This window comes from Calothrix sp. CBUCES-K 9914, from assembly GCF_059640475.1.
Map to the genome: position 1 here is coordinate 1 of NZ_JBXXZH010000028.1, position 18,660 is coordinate 18,660.

The following is an 18,660-nucleotide window of genomic DNA, read 5'->3' on the forward strand; positions in this document are numbered from 1 at the left end:
AAGGTGATGGAGGCGATATTACCATTAATGCACGCGATATAATTCAACTTTATGGTGATAGCGAGATATCAACTAGTGTTCTTGGACAAGCCGTAACTAAGGGTGGAGATATCCAAATTACTACAGGCTCGCTTTCGCTAACTAATGGCGCGAAAATTGATACAAGTGTATATGGACAAGGCAATAGCGGAAATATTATCGTGAATGCCCTTGATAACATTAGACTTGATGGTGTCGTGAATAATGCACCTGGTGGCATTAAAAGCGACTTGCTTGGAAGTGTGGGTAAGGGTGGAAACATCCAAATTGCAACCGGGTCGCTTTTGGTAACAAATGGGGCAGAAGTATCTAGCGGAACTAATGGACGCGGAGATGGTGGTAATATCACTATTAATGCCCGCGATAAAGTTACTGTTCAAGGCTTTGGAGGCAGCACGACGATTAGTCGCATCGGCAGCACTTCTGTTGGTAATGAAATCGGGAATGCTGGTGACATTCGCATCAGCACAGGCGAACTATTGCTTAATGATGGAGGTGGAATCAAAGCCTTTAGTGGCGGTTCGGGAAAAGGGGGTAATATTAATCTTGATGTTGGCAATACAACTACAATAGATGGTTTCAGTGCCTTTGGTTTAGTTAGTAGTGCAGATACTTTTACAATTGGTAACGGCGCTGATGCTGGAAATATTCAGTTGAAAACAGGGTCGCTGTTTATGACTAATGGCGGTCAAATGAATACGACAGTACTCGGTGCCGGAGGAAATGCAGGTAAGATTACAATTGTTGCACGCGATCGCATAAGTATTGATGGTGTCGCTGGAAATATCGTTTCTTTTGAAGGTGAGACTGTTAGTGCAATTAGCGGCTTGAAAAGTGGCTTGCTTAATGGTGATGGTAGAGGAGGAGATATCGAAATTACCACAGGGTCGCTTTCAGTCACGTCGGGGGCAGAGTTATCTAGCCTTACTAATGCACGAGGAAACGCAGGTAATATTACCATCAATGCCCGTGATAATGTTACTTTTGATGGTACAGGCAATAATTTTTCTAGCAATGTATCTAGTGTTTCGGGACTTGCAGTGGGTGATGGTGGCGATATCCGCATTAATGCCAAAGCACTATTTTTAACTAATGGTGGTGAAATCAATACATTTAGTTTTGGACAAGGTAATGCAGGTAATATCATTATCGATACAAGCGACAGAGTTAATATGGATGGTGTCGGCAGCAACGGTTTAGCCAGTGGTACTAGTGCTGCTGCATCTGGAAGTGGTAACGGTGGAAATATTCAAATCAAAACTGGGACTCTGGCATTAACAAACCGTGGCAACATTCTAACTTTCTCTAACCGTAAAGCGGGAAATATTATTATTAATGCCCGTGATGCTGTCATCTTCGACAGTACAGCAGGTAATGGTTTCCCAAGTGGCGCCTTTAGTTTTTTGGCGACTTCTGGTATAGGTAGAGGAGGAAATATCGAGGTAACAACCCCTTCACTTTCGCTAACAAATGGCGCCGGACTGTTTTCTAGTACTTTTGGGCAGGGCAATGGAGGCGATATTATTATCGATGCCCGCGATACAGTTAAGTTTGATGATTCTGGAGCGTTCAGCACGGTTGAAGCATCTGCTATTGGTAATGCAGGTAATATCAAGCTAACTACTGGTTCATTGTCTTTACTTAATGGTGGGCAACTTAATGCTACTACTGTTGGAAAAGGTAATGCAGGCGATATCACAATTAATGCCCGCGATGCCATTAATATTGATGGTGTTGGTAACAATCGAAATTCTGGTATATTCAGTGCAGTAGGCGCCACGGGTATTGGTAAAGGTGGAAATATCACAGTTGAATCTAGAAAACTATCTGTATCTAAAAGTGCGTTCATATCTTCCAGTGGTGCAGGATTTGGAAACGCTGGAGATATTAATATTAATTCTGGCTCGGTAAAGCTCGATAATAGAAGTGAAATCATAGCCGTAACAAATTCTACTGATGGTGGAAATATCAAGTTAAAAGCCGCAGATTTTTTACTATTACGTCGCGGTAGTAACATTTCTACAACTGCTGGACTTGCTTCTTCTGGCGGAAATGGCGGCAACATTAACATTGATACACCTTTTATTGTTGCCGTTCCCAAAGAAGATAGCGACATCACCGCAAATGCTTTTACAGGGAACGGTGGAAACGTTAACATCCGTGTTCAAAGCATTTTCGGAATCAAACGATTATCACAAGCATCTCCCAACAGCAGTGACATTACCGCAAGTTCGCAATTTGGCATACAGGGACAAGTTAGCATCCAGCAACCAGAAGTCCAACCCACTCAAGCAATTCTTGAATTACCAGGGCAAGTACTCGACGCAACCACTAAAATTAGTCAAATTTGCCCTAGGGGAAACTCAGCATCGCGTCGTCCTCTCGGCGAATTTACCGTTACTGGACACGGCAGCTTACCACCCAGTCCTTTAAACCCATTATCAGGTACAAACGGATTGAGAGAATTGGCAACATTAGAAAACAGTACACCTAGCTTTGGAGCGCTTCGACAAGTGGATGGAAATATTAAAGTCAAACTGACAAATGCAATTGTAGAAGCGCAAGGTTTGATAAAAAATGCTGACGGTACAATTTCATTAGTTGCTCAAGTACCATCTTCTACACCCACAAATCGTCCTTACGTGCCAACTTGCCCTACCTGACCGGAATGCACCTGCCTGACTACATGTAATATTATTTACTCTTTATAAGTAACCAGACAGAATTAATTACAATACTCATTCTTCTGATTCTATGCTAGGCAAGAATTTCAGCCCAGATTTTGTTCGTCCGACAGGTGCTTTTACAGATAGCAGTACTGAGTGGATTGTAAAGCTTAATTTAGACCAGTCTGGTATTTATACTTATTCAGGTCAAAATACTAAACAAGGAAGTGATTTAACTTTAAAAAATCCAGAAATATCTGGCAATAGCCAAAGTTACATTTATACTTTCAAAAATAATAACTACAAATATATTTATTACTTATCAACCAGCAGACAAAAAACATATTCGTCTCACGGTTGTTAACCCACAAGGAAGCACAATCTTAAATAAACTGATGGCTAAGGTATGAACTTATAGAGATGTTGACGTTGAGCCGAGATAAATGTAAAAACCTGCAAGATGGCCTCAAAAGGCTTAATTTCTCGTTACCAAACACGACTTTTTTAACCCTAATGTAGCAATTTATCAAACCCTTACAGGATAAGGCTTTTCAGTCCATCTTGCCGGAAATTACTTGTATCTCGGCTTAACCTCTATTAGCCAGCCCTTCTTGCACTTGCTGCTAATTCATGAAGGATTTGCCAAGTTTTAGCTCCAACAATTCCATCGACAGTTAAGTTATGGCTACGTTGGAACTCTTTGACTTTAGCTTCGGTTTCCGTACCAAAGTCACCATCAACTACTATTGGATGGCTATTAGGTTGACCGTCAACTGCATTTTTACCAAAACCATAAATCGCAACATTCAGATCATCCTGGAGATGCTTGACATTATCGCCTTTAGAGTGGAGTTTCAATATTTGGTCTTGTGGCATAACTTTCTCCTGATAAGATTGCTTAAGTGTAAAGCTTGTTTTTATACTAAAAACGAATCAGAGCTTGTGACTCGTTTGCTAAACATTGAACAGGTGTTCGCGGACAATAATTGAGGCATCAAGATTATCAAAAGTGAGGACACCAGATAAAGCTTTCCAAGTCGCACCGCCAACAACCCCATCAGCTTTGAGCTTGTACTTAGTCTGAAATTTGACTACATTTGTTGTAGTTTGCGAGCCAAAAACCCCATCAATGGCGTACTTGATTGAAACACCAGCAGTAGCATCGCCCGAATTTTCTACCTCTTGTGCCAATAATGTCTGCAAGAGTTTGACATCACTATGAACTGTACCTTCCTTTAAATTTGCTCTTTGGGCAACCCAAACATCGCGTTCTAAACTCGCCTCGGTTTCCAAGCCTACAATCCCATCGGCAGTTAAGGCGTGGTTTTGCTGAAATTTGATTACCGCCGCTTTGGTTTGAGTCCCAAATGAGCCATCGGCTGCACCTGTATATACATTGAGTGTTTTCAAACGCTGTTGCAGTTTAGTAACTTCTGCACCTGTGGAACCTTCTTTGAGAACGACAAAGGCTGTAGTAGTCATATGGTTGATTTATGTGAAAGGATGTACTCCAGCAGAAGTATACATTATTACTCTTTCTGGGTTAATAAATTCCAAAAATTTTAATGTTAATTGTTACAAAGGCCACATTTTGGATTTAAGATTTAATGAATACACCAGATAAAATCTTCCTAGCTGTCCTAAATTTTATCTGTTATGTTAAAATCCTTGAAAGCGATACCCAGAGCGGCAAGTCCTCCCAAAGTAACATATTTACAAACTTGAACAAAAGGCGTTTGTTCGCCACCGAATGTGCTAGGCGAAAATGCTACAAAACCTGTAAAAGACAGGGTAATGCCGATAGCTGTGGTTTTCCATTTTTTTAAGCAACGCACTTTTAACGGGTGAAAGTGTAGAGGTTGGGGTCTACTCTTGGGTGAAGTCCAACATTTTAACCTAATGTGTATTAGCAATTTAGACTTCTGCTCATTGATAAGCTGAAAAAGGCGATTATAGATGTCCCAAATTATCAAAATAACGACCGTTAAATTGAATTGTAAATTACCATTTTAAAACAAATATTTGTATTAATGTAACTAACAAATAGCCTTAAAAACAGATTTTTTTGAAACTTGATAAAGGCTAATACACATTGACGTTGAGCCGAGATAAATGTAAAAACCTGCAAGATGGCCTTAAAAGGCTTAATTTCTCGTTACCAAACACGACTTTTTTTAACCCTAATGTAGCAATTTATCAAACCCCCTACAGGATAAGGCTTTTCAGGTCATCTTGCCGGAAATTACTTGTATCTCGGCTTAACCTCTATAACTGGAGTTTAGACTATTTTGACAAATCAAGCCGCCAAACCCTTATCCAGCAAGGCTTTTATGATTTATTGACTGTTTCTAATTCCAAAGTCTAGAATGCTTGCTACACAAGGGTTTTAGATTATTTAGTCTAAACTCCAGTTATAAGCCCAGTAAGCCTTAATTAAACCATGAAGTCAAAAATGAGCGAACGGGCAGTAATTACTGGGACGATTCGCAGAAAAGACGCTAATTTATGGATTTCCACAATTAAATGTAAAAACTCTTGCTATAGTTAGCTTTTAGCACATTGGGCTAATGGTTGTATAAGGAAAATACCTTTTACAGTACTTTTGTTCGATTACCTAAATTGTCGGTATGCCTATGTTTATTGCTCTCATTTGCAGAAAGCCTAAAAAATTAACCCTTACAATAAACACATCCAAGATTTACCTACAGCACTATCACAGGTAACTACTGAACACTTTTAGTACATATTCTTAGCAAAAAGTCAAATGTAATATTTTTTTAACATATATATTAATTATTCTCCTGTATAATTATGGACTATTAGTAGTAAAATATTACTAAAGTTTGAATTATATTTTCTATTTTTAGCAAAATGTAATTTATAGATAAGCTTAATTATAACTATAAGCAAACCAGATAAAACAATGGATATAGCTTTACTTGTGAAGTTTTTGGCGCCATGTTTACCATTTTTACTAAAGGTAGGCAACAAGGCTGTGGAAGGTGCATCGCAGAAACTTGGTGAGGATGTTTGGCAAAAGGCAACTGCTATTTGGGGTAAGCTACAACCAAAAGTAGAAGAAAAGCCGATAGCAAAAGGAGCAGCAGAAGAATTGGCGAATTCCCCTAACGATGCAGATGCTTTAGATACACTTCAAAAACAACTCAAGAAGTTATTCGATGATGACAAAGCATTAGCTGCCCAGATAGCTGGTTTGATGTCAGAGGCGCCGGAAGTAATTTCTAAAGCTGTTAATACTTTTAATCAAAATATTAGCGGTGATGATAATGTGGTGCAAAACGTGACTGGAGACGGCAATAAGTCGATTGGAAAAGTAGGCGGTGATGCAACTATCAATTAGTACTTATTTTAACTAACAAATATACCCACACTTGACTAAATCACCCCGGTTGTATGGAAAATGAAAAAATAATTTCGGGCAATGAGAATGTAGTTCAAAATGTTCATGGCGACAATAATACCACTGTGGGTGCGGTATTTGGAAACCTAACTATCAATAAAATATTTGAGGATGTACGCGCTGGTGGTGACATTACAGTCAGTAACATTACTCAAGTTTACCAAACAATAAACAATTTAGATAATATATCCAAACCAACGGGATTTCCGCAGAATATTCCTAACAGCAGCACAGAGAAATTTGTGGGACGGGAAGATGAATTAAACCGTCTTCATCAACAGTTACAACGAAATAATGAGGTAGTAATTGCTTCAGTTGAAGGGATGGGTGGTATTGGAAAAACTGAATTAGCGATTCAATATTCACTATTGCATTTGCAATCGTATAGTTACCCCGGTGGTATTTGTTGGTTACGAGCAACAGAAGCGGATATTGGTTTACAAATAGTCAATTTTGCCCGTACAGATTTAGGTTTGCAACCTCCAGAGGATTTTGAGTTATCTGAACAAGTCCGTTGGTGTTGGAGACGTTGGCGTGAGGGTAAAACACTGGTTGTACTTGATGATGTCAAAAATTACAGCGATATCAAACCTTATTTACCCCCACAACCATCGCAATTTAAAGTATTAATTACTACCAGATTAAAGTTGGATTTAGCTGGTTCTCTATATTTGTCAGTTTTATCGGAGTTAGACGCGCGACAATTATTAGCTGAATTAGTTGGTTCCGAGAAGGTAAACCAAGAGTTAGAAAAAGCAAAAGAACTTTGTCAACGTTTAGGATACTTACCTCTGGCATTGCAACTAGTTGGACGTTACATCAAAAAACGTAAGGTAAGTTTGCTAGAAATGTTGCAACGCTTAGAAGAAAAAGGGCTAGGTCATCCTTCATTAGTAGTTAAAAACTCTGACCCCGCTTGGAATTTAGAGATTAAGCGGGGAGTCGAAGCAGCTTTTGAATTGAGTTGGTTAGAATTAACTCAATCGGCTCAAGATTTAGGATGTTTACTAAGTCTATTTGCTTTAGCTCCTATTCCCTGGTCTTTGGTCGAAAATGCTGTTGTTGAGCAAGACTCGGAAGAATTAGAAGATGCTAGACTGGAGTTAGAAAATTTGCACCTGCTGCAAAGTGAAGATAATTACCAGTTACATCAACTCATTCATAAGTTTTTTAGCAATAAACAAAACAACCTAGCGATTGCAGATAAACAAAAATATAAATTTTGTATCGCGATGGTAGAAGCTGCAAAGACAATACCTGAAACACCTACTTTAGAAGAAATCAATAAACTAGCTCCTATTATCCCCCACCTAGCTCAAGCCGCCACAGATTATAAGGATTGGTTGAGTAATGAAGATTTAATTGAGCCATTTATTGGTTTGAGTCTTTTTTATAAGGGTCAAGGAGCTTACGCGCAAGCCCTTCCTTGGCTAGAGCAATGTGTATCATTTGCAAGAGAACGCTTAGGAGAAGACCATCCCGATGTTGCCACCAGTTACAACAACCTGGCTCTTCTCTACAATTCGCAAGGACGGTACAGCGAAGCTGAACCTCTGCTTCAAAAAGCATTAGAACTAAGGCAACGGCTGTTGGGAGAAGACCATCCCGATGTCGCAGGCAGTTACAACAACCTGGCTATTCTCTATAATTCGCAAGGACGGTATAGCGAAGCTGTACTTCTGTTTCAAAAAGCATTAGAACTAACGCAACGGCTGTTCGGAGAAGACTATCCCAATGTCGCCAGCGGTTACAACAACCTCGCTATTCTCTACAATTCGCAAGGACGGTACAGCGAAGCTGAATCTCTGTATCAAAAAGCATTAGAACTAAGGCAACGGCTGTTTGGAGAAGACCATTCCGATGTCGCCGGCAGTTACAACAACCTGGCTATTTTCTACGATTTGCAAGGACAGTACAGTGAAGCTGAACCTCTGTATCAAAAAGCATTAGAACTATACCAACGGCTGTTGGGAGAAGACCATCCCCATGTCGCCACCAGTTACGACAACCTGGCGAGTCTCTACAAATCGCAAGGACGGTATAGCGAAGCTGAACCTCTGTATCAAAAAGCATTAGAACTAAGGCAACGGCTGTTGGGAGAAGACCATCCCGATGTCGCCAGCAGTTACGAAAACCTGGCTATTCTGTACTATTCGCAAGGACGGAACAGCGAAGCTGAACCTCTGTTTCAAAAAGCATTAGCACTATGCGAGAAAAAGTTAGGTCTAGCTCATCCAAGGACTATACTAGTTCGGCAGAAGTATGCATATTTTTTGAAAATGTACATGGTTAGGCGCCGATTCTAGAAATTAGCGGCTTATGCGCGAAAAAAAATTAGTAGCTTTTGCGCGAAGATTAGCGCCTTTTGCGCGAACCTACAGGTGAGTGGTGAGTGCTACTTAATTATTACATGACTCAAAGTTTGTATCATACTCGTCTTCGTCATAATCATCATCATCATCATAGTCATCGTCATCATCGTCCGACCATGTAAGTTTTAATACAGAAAGTGCCACTTTCAAACGCTGTTTATCCGCTGGGCTAAATTCACTCTCTTTTAAAGCCAATGCTGTCTCGATAAAATTGGCGGATGCCTTTGCTGCTTTGTACAGCGCATCGAGAGCTTCGTTAAAAGAATTAGAATCCGACATTATTGACTCACAAAAATGTTGAACAACTTAATAGTACTATGGACAAGTCATTCCCTTCTACTCTGTGCCCTCTGCGTCTCTGTGGTAAATATATATCATCCCAGTGCAATATCAAAAAACATCATCACTACAAAACCAGCCATTACACCAATCGTTCCTTCTTTCTCCAAACCTTTACAATGTGACTCTGGTATAATTTCGTCGCTAATCACAAATAACATGGCGCCTTTCTCAAATGCCATTGCCCAAGATAAAACAAAATTAGCAATGGTCACAACTGAGGCGCCAATAAATGTAGCCAGTTCCGCACATAAGCTTGCAACTTCACCAATAATTAAATTACTCATATCTTAATATTACTTTACAACTCAAAGTATACTCGATATGACTATGAGTTACAAGGATATATGTAAAATGGCTTTCTTTACCACTTCCTATTTTTATAATTAATTACCTGTTCTAAACGAGGTAGTGCGCTAATTGCAGACTCACGGACGTAAGAATCTACAGAGTCGTCATTGCTCAAAGATGTAAGTATTTCTACGGCTTTGGGATTACCGGAATCACCTAAAGCATTTACGATAGCAACAGCAACTGCGACATTATCTGTAGTTTGCAGAGTATCAGTTAATACTTCAAATGCGGGTTCGCCAATTTCGCCAAGTGCCATTACAGATGCAATATGAACAACAGGATTAGAATCATTAACAGCTTGCTTGAGTGCTTCGATACCAACGGTTGGAAAAGCTGCTTCGGGATGGTTGACTGCAACTTGTGCCATCACTTTCGCACAGCTAGCGCGAATAGTTGCATCTGTATTGTTGAGTAATAAATCTATCAAAGGCGCCACAGCGTCGGGTCCAATAACACCTAAAGCTTGAACAGCCGCGCGGCGATAGACTATATCATCTTCATCAAGAATGCTAATTAAACGGGGAATTGTATTTTCATCGCGATTATCAGCAATTTCTAACATCGCGCGGTTCCGCATATTCGGATTAGGATGTTTGAGTTGTTCAAACAAAGCATCATTAGCCATAAATTTTGAATGCGCTGATATAGAGACCATCATAGTTAAGGGACTTCCTGAATATAACTTCACCTGAAAGTGGAAAAGCAATATTCTGAAAGTCCCTACACATGTTATTTGCGCTCGTACTCAGTACCAACTACCAAATGCAAAATTCCCTCGAAATCTAACACTCAGCACTCAGCACTCAGCACTATAAACTCTTAGGACAAAGAGTTGATAGCGTAGTCAAGAAGCGCGCGGAATTCAAGAAGTGCTTGAGGTGACATGTCACGAGGAGAGCAAGCGCGGTCACGTGTGAACTGCAAACCAGCAACGTAAGGTGCTGTTGGTAGGTTCAAGCTGCGGTATACTTCACGGGCGCCAGCAATACCCCACTCATCGAGAGGGCCAGTACCACCAACGATTAAGGAGTATTGGATAAGACGTAAATAATGTTTGAAGTCGCGGTAGCACTTGTCTACTTTGGTTTGGTTTTCACCAGCTTCTCCAGCTTGCTTGAGGTAAGGATACTTGGTGAAACAAGCATCTCCAGCTTCTTTAGCAACTGCATCGATACCAGTAGAAAGCTTTTCAGCAGCTTCTAAACGAGCATTCGCGCGTTGGATACTACCTTGTACTGATTCTAAATCTGATAAACTTGGAAAACGACCGGCTGCATCAGCAGCTGCAACAACTGTGGTAATAACTGATTTCATCTTCTGATATCTCCAGAATAATTTTTGAATGCAGGACTTTTATTCAACCAGTGCTTGATTTACTTACTTTCAGCTTACGATTAGCTAAGAGCAGAGATAACACGGTCGAAGTAGCTAGCTGCTTCAGAAGCTAATGCCGAGCAGTCACCTTGGGGAGTATCCATCTTGCGCTTGGTTGCAGTGTTATTGATGTGAGCAACTGCACAAGCTTTCATGATTTGTACTGCGCGCGCAGCTGATGTTGCAGGTACACCTAATGCTGTGTAGGTTTCTTTCAAACCGTTCAAACAACGGTCATCTAATACGGAAGAATCACCAGACAATAGTGCGTAGCAAACGTAACGTAAAATGATTTCACCATCGCGTAAGCAAGCAGCCATACGACGAGTTGGATAACAGTTACCACCAGCTTGAATTAAGCCTTGGTTTTCGCAAATCATTCCAGATACTGAATCGGAAACGATGCAGCTAGCGTTACTAGCAACACAGTTTACTGCATCCAAGCGCTTGTTACCTTCTGCAACAAACGACTTGAGCGCAGCCAAGTCAGAACCACCAATACAAGAAGTTTTGGTATCTGCTGTAATTACAGCTCTAGAAAAAGCGTCAAGCATTCAGCGCTCCTTGATATTCACAAGAAAATAATCGGACAAATACTTATCTCTGGCTCGCCTCTGTGTTTAGAAGAGTGAGCTTAAAAAACAACATAGGGGATGAAATACCTTTGAGTCTTTTCTATGAGAGACAAAGTAACAATCTGTAACAATTATCATCAGTTCTTTGCGCTTCGTTACTAGCCCGCTTCATTATTTTGAATAATTTTGAATATATAGTACTCAAGAACTAAAAAATAGTCCCTACAAAATTTAATGGCAGAAACAGCTAATATGCTTGTATTTATTGATAACACTACTAATATTAGTAGTACATTTACTTCAATTTTACTTGCTCAAAAAGGCAGTAATAAGCCCATAATGTAGAGACGCGATTAATCACGTCTCTACAATGATTTTATTACGGTTATGCTACTTAGAGAATGTTTTAAAAGCTAAACAACGTATGAATTTTGAATTACAGTTGATTACGCGCTTTTAGCTGTAAATATCTTTCTACCAAATCATTACTAATTTGATTTGCTGGTGCATCTAATACCAATACACCACGTCCTTTAAGTTTAGCAAATGCAACTTGACGCTGTGCGATTAAATCTAAAGCAACCGCGCGTGTATAGGCGCCAGTTACATCTTGGGTAAAAGTATGCGCGATGGTATCAACTTGAGGGTCACGTAAAGCAACGCAAAACGATAAATAACGAGGTGTAAGTCGTGACAAAGCACTTAATAACTCAGCCGAAGCAGTAGTATCGATTAAATCAGTAATAACAACAACTAAACAGCGTCGAGTTTGCTGCTGGACAACGTGGGTAACTGCACCAACATAATCAGATTCAAGAAGCACTGGTTGAATTGGAGTCAAACGGTCGATAAGATGATTAAGTTGATGCTGTCCACGTTCCGGAGGAATCCAAGTATGAATTTGACGGTCAAATACACCAACTCCAACTCGATCACCACGATGTAAACCTGCTAATGCGAGCGCTAAAGTTGCATTCAAACCCCAGTCAAACCTTTGTAAACCCTGAACTTGTGCTGTCATCAGCCTTCCTCGGTCAAGTAAAATTAACAGCGTTTGCTCCTGTTCCGGTTCCAATACTCGTACAAGTGGTGATGCATTACCACTGGCGCCAATACGTCGCGCGGTAGCTTTCCAATCAATTAATCTCAAATCATCACCAGTACGATAGTTTCGTAACTCCGAAAACTCTGTCCCAATACCCAACTGGCGAAATTGACGCATTGCCCCCGATGATTGTAGCGTTAATCGAATCGAGAGATTTCTTAACCCAACTAAATCAGGATATACTTTAACCTTCAAACGTTGGGCAATTTTCCAACTATCCCACCCCAAACCCCAGGCGCCAAGTTGGCGTATTTGAATATCTCCCCAATCAAATTCTCCGCGTTTTGTTGGAAATACCGTATAAACTACTTCGTTTGTCGTATCCTTCTCAACTTTTACACGTTGTTCTGGCTGTTTAATATCAAACGTATTTGGATAATTATCGCGAATTTTAATAATAGTGCTAGCTGTAGATTTTACTAACAGTTCAACAGGATTATCACGCCCAATTGATAACCTGGGTGGTAAAGAGCGCATGACTTCAACACGATAACGGCGCGCGCGTAAACTATCGAAAATCATTAAAATTAAAATAACTACATCGTATATCAAAATAATAACGATGCCAGTTAAAACTTGAGTATAACTTGCAATAACAGGGGCAAGTACAATTCCCAAAGATAACAATAAATAAACTTTTCGAGTTGGAATCATATTTTAGATATAATAACTTGTTCTCAGCACTCAGCACTCAGCACTCAGCACTCAGCACTCAGCACTCAGCACTTTATACTTATCTTGGTACTGATACTTTATTGAGAATCGATGCAATAACACTATCAATTTGTAAACCATCGAGCATTGCTTCAGGTTTTAAAATTAATCGATGGCGTAATAATGGAGATGCAACGACTTTTACATCATCTGGGGTGACAAAATCTCTCCCTGCTAAATATGCACAAGCTTGTGAGGTTTGTAACCATAAACCAGCAGCGCGCGGAGAGGCGCCTAAATTTAAATCGGGATGCTGACGCGATGCACCAACCAAAGCGAGAAGATAATCAATAATCGCTTCAGAAACTTTGACTTGTTTTGAAGCTTGACGCGCTTCTAATATTTGAGCAACCGTAGCAACAGGTTGTAATTGAGCTATATCCAAACGACGCGCGGCAAACCCAGCTTTACGATTTAACAGCATTTGCTTTTCAGCAGCGAGTTCGGGGTAGTCTACTATTAGCTTGAATAAAAATCTATCTAACTGCGCTTCTGGTAAAGGATAAGTACCTTCAAATTCAAGCGGGTTTTGTGTAGCAATTACCCAAAATAAGTCTGGAAGCGGTAAACTCTCACCATCAAGTGTCACCTGCATCTCTTCCATTGCTTCAAGGAGTGCTGCTTGAGTTTTAGGAGGAGTACGGTTAATTTCGTCTGCCAGCAGTACTTCTGTAAAAACAGGTCCTTTTTTGAGGGAAAAGCTACGAGTATTAATATCAAATATATTAGTACCAGTAATATCACCGGGTAAAACATCAGGTGTTAGCTGGATACGATGAAAATCAGCTTTAACTAATTGAGCAAGTACTTTAACTAGTAATGTCTTACCAGTTCCCGGTACTCCTTCTAAAATTATATGTCCACCTGATAATAATCCTATTATTGTTTGTTCAATTAAAGTAGACTGCCCAACAACAACTTGATTGAGTGCAGCTTTCAAACGGGTTAGAACTGGGTTGACTTGATTCATGAAAAAATTAAGTAGGGTGCGTGACACTATCAACAATCTTAAAACGAAGCTAACTATCCTGTGGTGTCACGCACCAAAGCAAAGAGCGGAGCTAGGTCATACAAATTGTTACTAGTCATTGATAACATAATTGTGTAAGTTAGGAGTTAGGAGGAAATTTTCTTAATATTTTGCCATTTTGCTAACCAGGCTATCAAATCTTTCTCGCTCAGGCGCCGTCGTTGAGATTGTTCTTGTTGAGATTGTATTTGTAAGGCAGCTTTTAAGTCAGAGTTGGCGCCGACTTTATTTTGCCATGCGCTGAGTAACTCCTCTGAGTCGGGTGTTGTAGCATCAATGATATTTTTTTTGCCCAAACCAAGACTTTGCTGAAGTTGCAATAGTTCTTGTTTACCTATCATTTCTACAACAAAGTCGCTAGAGTCAGCTTTTTGCAATACTGCGGCAAGTGCTTCAATATATGCTTGACTGTTATCTACAGTTGGTGCTTCTACAACAGCTAGTTTACCAAACCGACGATTCTGTCCCAATATTAGTACTATGAGTAATACACTCGCTTGAACTATTGCGGCAAAAATTGGCTTCTGGATAAAGTAACTATATATATCACCTTCACCTTTGGCTTCTTTAATATCTTTGTCTTTATAACCATGTAGATATTCATTTACATATATTTTTCGAGTGTTATTATTGTCACTCACTAACTGCGCTAGGTATTCAAAATTTCCGCGTTCATCTTGGTAAGCGTTAGCAGCAAGATGTTCAGTAATACAATATATAACCTTGCCTTTACCGTATCTTTTTTGGTAAATAATCGTGCCCTGTGAATCTTTTAATAAAGGTTCCGCTTTTGGTTCTGGAATTTCAGGCATTGGAATAGGCTTTGTTTTTGATTTTACTGACGGCGGTTTTAATTCATAGCGTCGAGTAGTATCTATTTTAACATCGCCATAAGTTGTTTTATGGAGTGTAGTAAATTCTGCTGCTGTTGCTTTTCCTCCATAAACACCTAAAACTACCAATATATTGCCTTTTTGAATCCAATTTTTCAATTCATATTCACCTGAACTCCCTCCAGTATCAGCATTTACTTGTAAAAGTGTTACAAGGTCTTGTTGAGATTCAATATATGAAGTAGGTCGTTGCCAACGTTCTATTTTTGCTCCACGACGCTGCATATAACTATACCAGGCACCATATCCTTCAGGCGCCCGATTATAAGTCGAGCCATTATTGAGTCTACCGCCACTAGGAGCAGCGATTAAAGTTATTAAAATTAAAACCGCAAGAATGATTCCAGCAAATATAGTTAAACGATTTGGACGTTTCATTATAATAGTTAGGAGTTAGGAGTTAGGAGTAGAGACGCGATTAATCGCGTCTGTACAGTTAGGAATTACACATTTAATCTTGTGTAATATCTTTGTATGCCTGACGACATTGTTCATAAGTATCTTGTGCAACTTGCATTTCATCAAAACATATTTGCTCGTGGGTTGTAATTAATGCCTCGTATGGCTGCATAGAAGAATTTGATAACCGTAGTATTTGTAAATATTCTCCGTCGGTACGGCTTTTTTTATGGGGGAGGGTTTGTTTTTCGTGTAAATACTGCAACAAGGACAAGTATAAACATTTACACGCTTCACGGTAGCGCCCTTGACGATAGAGTTCCTGTGACTGTGACAGCAATGCTGCTGCTGATAATTCTTTATCGTTCTTTTTACTACTAACGTTATTTGATTGGGCTTCGTTTAACCAAGCATACAAGTAGGGGTTAAATTCTTTCCACAGGCGCCACATTAACCACAAAACAAAAAAAGTAACCGCTACCCAAAACAAAAAATTGAGTACGTTTAAAAACCATTGGCTAAATCTTAAATTAGAAGCAGCTTCTGGTATTGGAGAATCGAAGCGAGAAAGAAAATATTCTAACCCTTCTCCTGCTCGCTTCTGAAACAGGTAAAACTGCCAACCTGGACTACTAGTTTCAAATTCTTGTGTGGACATAGAGGAAGAGGGTTACTTTTCTTATTACTTTTCTATGGGCTTTTCTAACTTATTGGGAATACCTTCGCAACCACCAGGAATTGTGCTACGAGTTTTTTCACCTCCCCAAGCGCAGCAATAATAGCGCATTGGTTCAGACATTCGCTGAACATTAGTAAAACTTGCATGTTCAACTACTGCACCAGTATGTTCACCCGTTTTGTAGTTAGGGGGGTTGGTACGACTACGAGGTGATGCTGTTTCGTGAGAACCATAAAATAAGCGAGTTGTTTTCAAGTCAGCGTTGCTCAGGTCAGCTTCGTATAAAATAGCACGTGACAAATTAGCTTTAACTAAATCACAACCGCTAAGGTTTGCACGTACAAGGTTTGCTTCGGACAGGTCTGTCCAGCGTAAATCGGTATTGGAAAGGTCGGCACCTGCTAATGTTACACCCAAATCGATCACACGCAGTCCGTACATACGGTCTTCGGCGTATCCTCCGCTACCATCAAGTATTGCGCGTCCAAGAAGACGGTCGCGTCGAAGTGGAGTTAGTAATTTTGAGCGTGACAGAAAACGAAGAATTTTGGCTTTGCCACTACCATCAACACTACTAAGAATTGCAGCAGTACGTCCTTCGGCAATTGCTCGTTCTTGTGGCCAGTCTTCGAGTTGTCCTTCTTCGTCAAGAACTAAATCGGAGATACCTTGGAAGTAAGAGTCAATAGTTTGTTGCTGAGTAATAATATTTTGTTGGACGGTGAGTAAATTTTGTTGAATCGTTAAGTCTTTGGAAATAACGTACTGGCGCCAAGCTACATAAACGGCAATAATAGCGATTGAAATTTGCCCTAATGCACCGAACCATTCCCCTAATGCTCCGGAAGCATCCCAGTTAACAGTTTTTCCCCAGCGCAAAATATCATCCCCGACTCCTGTAAATTTAATGGCGCCTATGATTCCTATAGTTAATATAAGAATAGCAAATATAACCGCACGTTCTTGGGGCGAAAACCACTCGGCAAAGACTTCGCGGAACCACGGGAAAAGTATTGCTAGTGATATTATCAAAGTTAGAACTGTTCCAATGGCGCCTATAATCCAAATATTTGTAGCAAAACCAATAAAAATTAACCCAATAGAGACAAGAGAGATTAAAAATGCCCTTGGTTTGACTACTACAAGGTTATTGGAGCGGACGTGCGTATTAGAATGCACCTCTGTCAGAGCATTTGTACTTTGTTGAGATTGCAATGAACTTATTACAGCTAAAGCTTGCTGTGTAGCAAGTTTCTCTGAGGTTAGACCATTTTCGCTTACAGTATCAAAGTCATCAAGTTGCGAACTGTCTTCGGATAATTGCTCTGGTGAGCTTCTGGAGTTAGAGTTGTTATCAATCATGCCTTATGTGCCGTTATCGACTCCTTAAACGATTTTTCTTCTATGGTATCTGCTACAGGGTCTTTATCGGCAAGAACCATTACCCATTTTTTGTTGTGAAAATCATGCGTTGTAGAGATGCTCCTGAACCGAGGCGCCTTCCTCTAACATGTACACGTAATAAAGTGTTAAAAACGCTACATAATTTTGTTTATTTTTATAAATTTATCTTTACAAGTGACAAAAAATAATATTATTTAACTGTACACAAATAATGGCGTTAAAAAAAGCTTGCTTATTTGCTAGCTTTTACCAGGGATAAATAGTTGAGATTTAGCTAAAAATATGAAGTACTTGCAAAGAGTTTGTGTAAATCAGTTGAAGTCAAGCAAAAATATGCATGTGACAAAAATTATTTCATGAAAACTAAAAAGAATTTATAAAATATTACTCAATAGTAATGCATCTTACTTTTTTAATTGAAATATAAGTTTTAGCATGATATGCATGAATTCTGTGGGTACAAAATGACTTATTCAGGAAGTTTTGCTGCCTCTGGCTTAATAGCCTTATTGATTGGCTGTAGTAACGTGGCGCCATCTGGAGAATATACGAATCAAGCGGTACAGGAATCAAATGTAGCGCAGCTACTTACAGAAGCTCAAACAACTCAGCAAGTAGATAGCTTGTTTAGCCAAGCCAACAGTTTATTGAACGCACACTCATACAGTAATGCAATTACAGCGTATGACAAAGTACTAAAAATTAGACCGAACAAAGCAGAAGCTTGGATTAATCGCGGCAATGCATTAACCGCTTTACAGAAAAATGAAGATGCGATTACATCTTATGATAATGCAGTCAAAATCAATCCACAGCTTAGTACAGCTTGGTTCAACCGAGGTAACGTGCTTAGTGAACTAAAACACTATCAAGAAGCTATTGCATCTTACGACAAGTCAATTGCAATTGAACCAGACAAAGAAGAAGCTTGGATAAACCGGGGTATAGCTCTAGCAAAGCTACACCGCTATAGTGAAGCAATTGCCTCTTACGACAAAGCCATTGCCATCAATCCCAAGAAAGATTTAACTTATTACAATAAAGCATGTGCCTATGCCTTACAAAGCAATCACGAAGAAGCCATCAAAAACCTTCAATTAGCAATCAAATTAGAACCAGCTAGGTACAAAAATCTAGCCAAATCTGACACAGACTTTACTGCATTGCGTCAAGACAAGCGCTTCCAAGACTTACTCAATTAACCCAAATCTTCTTGTAGGGTGGGCATCCTTGCCCGCCCTCTGAAAAAGGAATTTAAAAATTATCGCCTGAAATAGTTTCTGCTATCGTAGCGCA

Annotated in this window: 17 protein-coding genes; 5 read left to right on the forward strand and 12 right to left on the reverse strand. The window is 39.7% G+C overall.

Annotated elements, in window-relative coordinates:
• On the forward strand, positions 1–2,702 hold a 2,702-nt coding region (locus tag AC2JBO_RS08915), incomplete at its 5' end, for a beta strand repeat-containing protein (RefSeq protein WP_496953280.1).
• 91 nt (positions 2,703–2,793) lie between these two features.
• Positions 2,794–3,069: a hypothetical protein gene (locus AC2JBO_RS08920; RefSeq protein ID WP_496953281.1), complete on the forward strand. Its 276-nt coding sequence runs from the start codon at positions 2,794–2,796 to the stop codon at positions 3,067–3,069.
• 233 nt (positions 3,070–3,302) lie between these two features.
• Here the strand turns inward: AC2JBO_RS08920 and AC2JBO_RS08925 are convergent, their stop codons facing one another.
• Together AC2JBO_RS08925 and AC2JBO_RS08930 are read right to left on the reverse strand one after the other, a co-directional pair.
• Positions 3,303–3,581: a peptidoglycan-binding domain-containing protein gene (locus AC2JBO_RS08925; protein WP_496953282.1), complete on the reverse strand. Its 279-nt coding sequence runs from the start codon at positions 3,579–3,581 to the stop codon at positions 3,303–3,305.
• A gap of 78 nt (positions 3,582–3,659) precedes the next feature.
• Complete coding sequence (locus AC2JBO_RS08930; protein ID WP_496953283.1) at positions 3,660–4,187, reverse strand: peptidoglycan-binding domain-containing protein; 528 nt, start codon at positions 4,185–4,187, stop codon at positions 3,660–3,662.
• Positions 4,188–5,628: 1,441 nt separating this feature from the next.
• Here AC2JBO_RS08930 and AC2JBO_RS08935 point away from each other — a divergent pair.
• Positions 5,629–6,066, forward strand: coding sequence for a hypothetical protein (locus AC2JBO_RS08935; RefSeq protein WP_496953284.1), 438 nt, complete (start codon positions 5,629–5,631; stop codon positions 6,064–6,066).
• Between the two features lie 53 nt (positions 6,067–6,119).
• Positions 6,120–8,432 carry a tetratricopeptide repeat protein gene (locus AC2JBO_RS08940; RefSeq protein WP_496953285.1) on the forward strand — a complete coding sequence of 771 codons (2,313 nt, stop codon included), beginning with the start codon at positions 6,120–6,122 and terminating at the stop codon, positions 8,430–8,432.
• Between the two features lie 93 nt (positions 8,433–8,525).
• Here the strand turns inward: AC2JBO_RS08940 and AC2JBO_RS08945 are convergent, their stop codons facing one another.
• From AC2JBO_RS08945 to AC2JBO_RS08990, 10 genes are all read right to left on the reverse strand, one after another.
• The gene (locus AC2JBO_RS08945; RefSeq protein WP_496953286.1) at positions 8,526–8,777 is read right to left on the reverse strand and encodes a hypothetical protein; all 252 of its coding nucleotides are present in this window, start codon (positions 8,775–8,777) and stop codon (positions 8,526–8,528) included.
• A 95-nt stretch (positions 8,778–8,872) separates the two neighbouring features.
• Positions 8,873–9,124 (reverse strand): hypothetical protein, encoded by a 252-nt coding sequence (locus AC2JBO_RS08950; RefSeq protein ID WP_496953287.1) that lies wholly within the window; start codon positions 9,122–9,124, stop codon positions 8,873–8,875.
• A gap of 77 nt (positions 9,125–9,201) precedes the next feature.
• On the reverse strand, positions 9,202–9,849 hold the full coding sequence (locus AC2JBO_RS08955) for a HEAT repeat domain-containing protein (protein ID WP_496953288.1): 648 nt from the start codon (positions 9,847–9,849) through the stop codon (positions 9,202–9,204).
• 161 nt (positions 9,850–10,010) lie between these two features.
• Positions 10,011–10,505, reverse strand: coding sequence for a C-phycoerythrin subunit alpha (gene cpeA / locus AC2JBO_RS08960; RefSeq protein ID WP_496953289.1), 495 nt, complete (start codon positions 10,503–10,505; stop codon positions 10,011–10,013).
• An 80-nt stretch (positions 10,506–10,585) separates the two neighbouring features.
• Positions 10,586–11,119 carry a phycoerythrin subunit beta gene (gene cpeB / locus AC2JBO_RS08965; protein ID WP_496953290.1) on the reverse strand — a complete coding sequence of 178 codons (534 nt, stop codon included), beginning with the start codon at positions 11,117–11,119 and terminating at the stop codon, positions 10,586–10,588.
• A 457-nt stretch (positions 11,120–11,576) separates the two neighbouring features.
• Positions 11,577–12,899, reverse strand: a complete 1,323-nt coding sequence (locus tag AC2JBO_RS08970) for a DUF58 domain-containing protein (RefSeq protein ID WP_496953291.1) — start codon at positions 12,897–12,899, stop codon at positions 11,577–11,579.
• A 79-nt stretch (positions 12,900–12,978) separates the two neighbouring features.
• Entirely contained in the window at positions 12,979–13,929 is a 951-nt protein-coding gene (locus AC2JBO_RS08975) for an AAA family ATPase (RefSeq protein ID WP_496953292.1), read from the reverse strand.
• A 146-nt stretch (positions 13,930–14,075) separates the two neighbouring features.
• Positions 14,076–15,260 carry a DUF4350 domain-containing protein gene (locus tag AC2JBO_RS08980; protein WP_496953293.1) on the reverse strand — a complete coding sequence of 395 codons (1,185 nt, stop codon included), beginning with the start codon at positions 15,258–15,260 and terminating at the stop codon, positions 14,076–14,078.
• Positions 15,261–15,333: 73 nt separating this feature from the next.
• A complete protein-coding gene (locus tag AC2JBO_RS08985) occupies positions 15,334–15,939 on the reverse strand; it encodes a DUF4129 domain-containing protein (protein ID WP_496953294.1) in 606 nt (201 codons plus the stop codon).
• Positions 15,940–15,963: 24 nt separating this feature from the next.
• Positions 15,964–17,322, reverse strand: a complete 1,359-nt coding sequence (locus AC2JBO_RS08990) for a pentapeptide repeat-containing protein (protein ID WP_496953295.1) — start codon at positions 17,320–17,322, stop codon at positions 15,964–15,966.
• Between the two features lie 506 nt (positions 17,323–17,828).
• On the opposite strand from AC2JBO_RS08990, the gene AC2JBO_RS08995 reads away from it, so the two are divergent.
• Positions 17,829–18,566 carry a tetratricopeptide repeat protein gene (locus AC2JBO_RS08995; protein ID WP_496953296.1) on the forward strand — a complete coding sequence of 246 codons (738 nt, stop codon included), beginning with the start codon at positions 17,829–17,831 and terminating at the stop codon, positions 18,564–18,566.
• Positions 18,567–18,660 lie beyond the last annotated feature (94 nt).

Bases quoted from the DNA above. Each gene is read 5' to 3' on its own strand.
- AC2JBO_RS08925 (WP_496953282.1), bottom strand. From the start codon at position 3,581: ATGCCACAAGACCAAATATTGAAACTCCACTCTAAAGGCGATAATGTC.
- cpeB (WP_496953290.1), bottom strand. From the start codon at position 11,119: ATGCTTGACGCTTTTTCTAGAGCTGTAATTACAGCAGATACCAAAACT.
- AC2JBO_RS08985 (WP_496953294.1), bottom strand. From the start codon at position 15,939: ATGTCCACACAAGAATTTGAAACTAGTAGTCCAGGTTGGCAGTTTTAC.
- AC2JBO_RS08995 (WP_496953296.1), top strand. From the start codon at position 17,829: ATGACTTATTCAGGAAGTTTTGCTGCCTCTGGCTTAATAGCCTTATTG.
- AC2JBO_RS08980 (WP_496953293.1), bottom strand. From the start codon at position 15,260: ATGAAACGTCCAAATCGTTTAACTATATTTGCTGGAATCATTCTTGCG.
- AC2JBO_RS08950 (WP_496953287.1), bottom strand. From the start codon at position 9,124: ATGAGTAATTTAATTATTGGTGAAGTTGCAAGCTTATGTGCGGAACTG.
- AC2JBO_RS08945 (WP_496953286.1), bottom strand. From the start codon at position 8,777: ATGTCGGATTCTAATTCTTTTAACGAAGCTCTCGATGCGCTGTACAAA.
- AC2JBO_RS08975 (WP_496953292.1), bottom strand. From the start codon at position 13,929: ATGAATCAAGTCAACCCAGTTCTAACCCGTTTGAAAGCTGCACTCAAT.
- cpeA (WP_496953289.1), bottom strand. From the start codon at position 10,505: ATGAAATCAGTTATTACCACAGTTGTTGCAGCTGCTGATGCAGCCGGT.
- AC2JBO_RS08920 (WP_496953281.1), top strand. From the start codon at position 2,794: ATGCTAGGCAAGAATTTCAGCCCAGATTTTGTTCGTCCGACAGGTGCT.
- AC2JBO_RS08935 (WP_496953284.1), top strand. From the start codon at position 5,629: ATGGATATAGCTTTACTTGTGAAGTTTTTGGCGCCATGTTTACCATTT.
- AC2JBO_RS08940 (WP_496953285.1), top strand. From the start codon at position 6,120: ATGGAAAATGAAAAAATAATTTCGGGCAATGAGAATGTAGTTCAAAAT.
- AC2JBO_RS08970 (WP_496953291.1), bottom strand. From the start codon at position 12,899: ATGATTCCAACTCGAAAAGTTTATTTATTGTTATCTTTGGGAATTGTA.
- AC2JBO_RS08990 (WP_496953295.1), bottom strand. From the start codon at position 17,322: ATGATTGATAACAACTCTAACTCCAGAAGCTCACCAGAGCAATTATCC.
- AC2JBO_RS08930 (WP_496953283.1), bottom strand. From the start codon at position 4,187: ATGACTACTACAGCCTTTGTCGTTCTCAAAGAAGGTTCCACAGGTGCA.
- AC2JBO_RS08955 (WP_496953288.1), bottom strand. From the start codon at position 9,849: ATGATGGTCTCTATATCAGCGCATTCAAAATTTATGGCTAATGATGCT.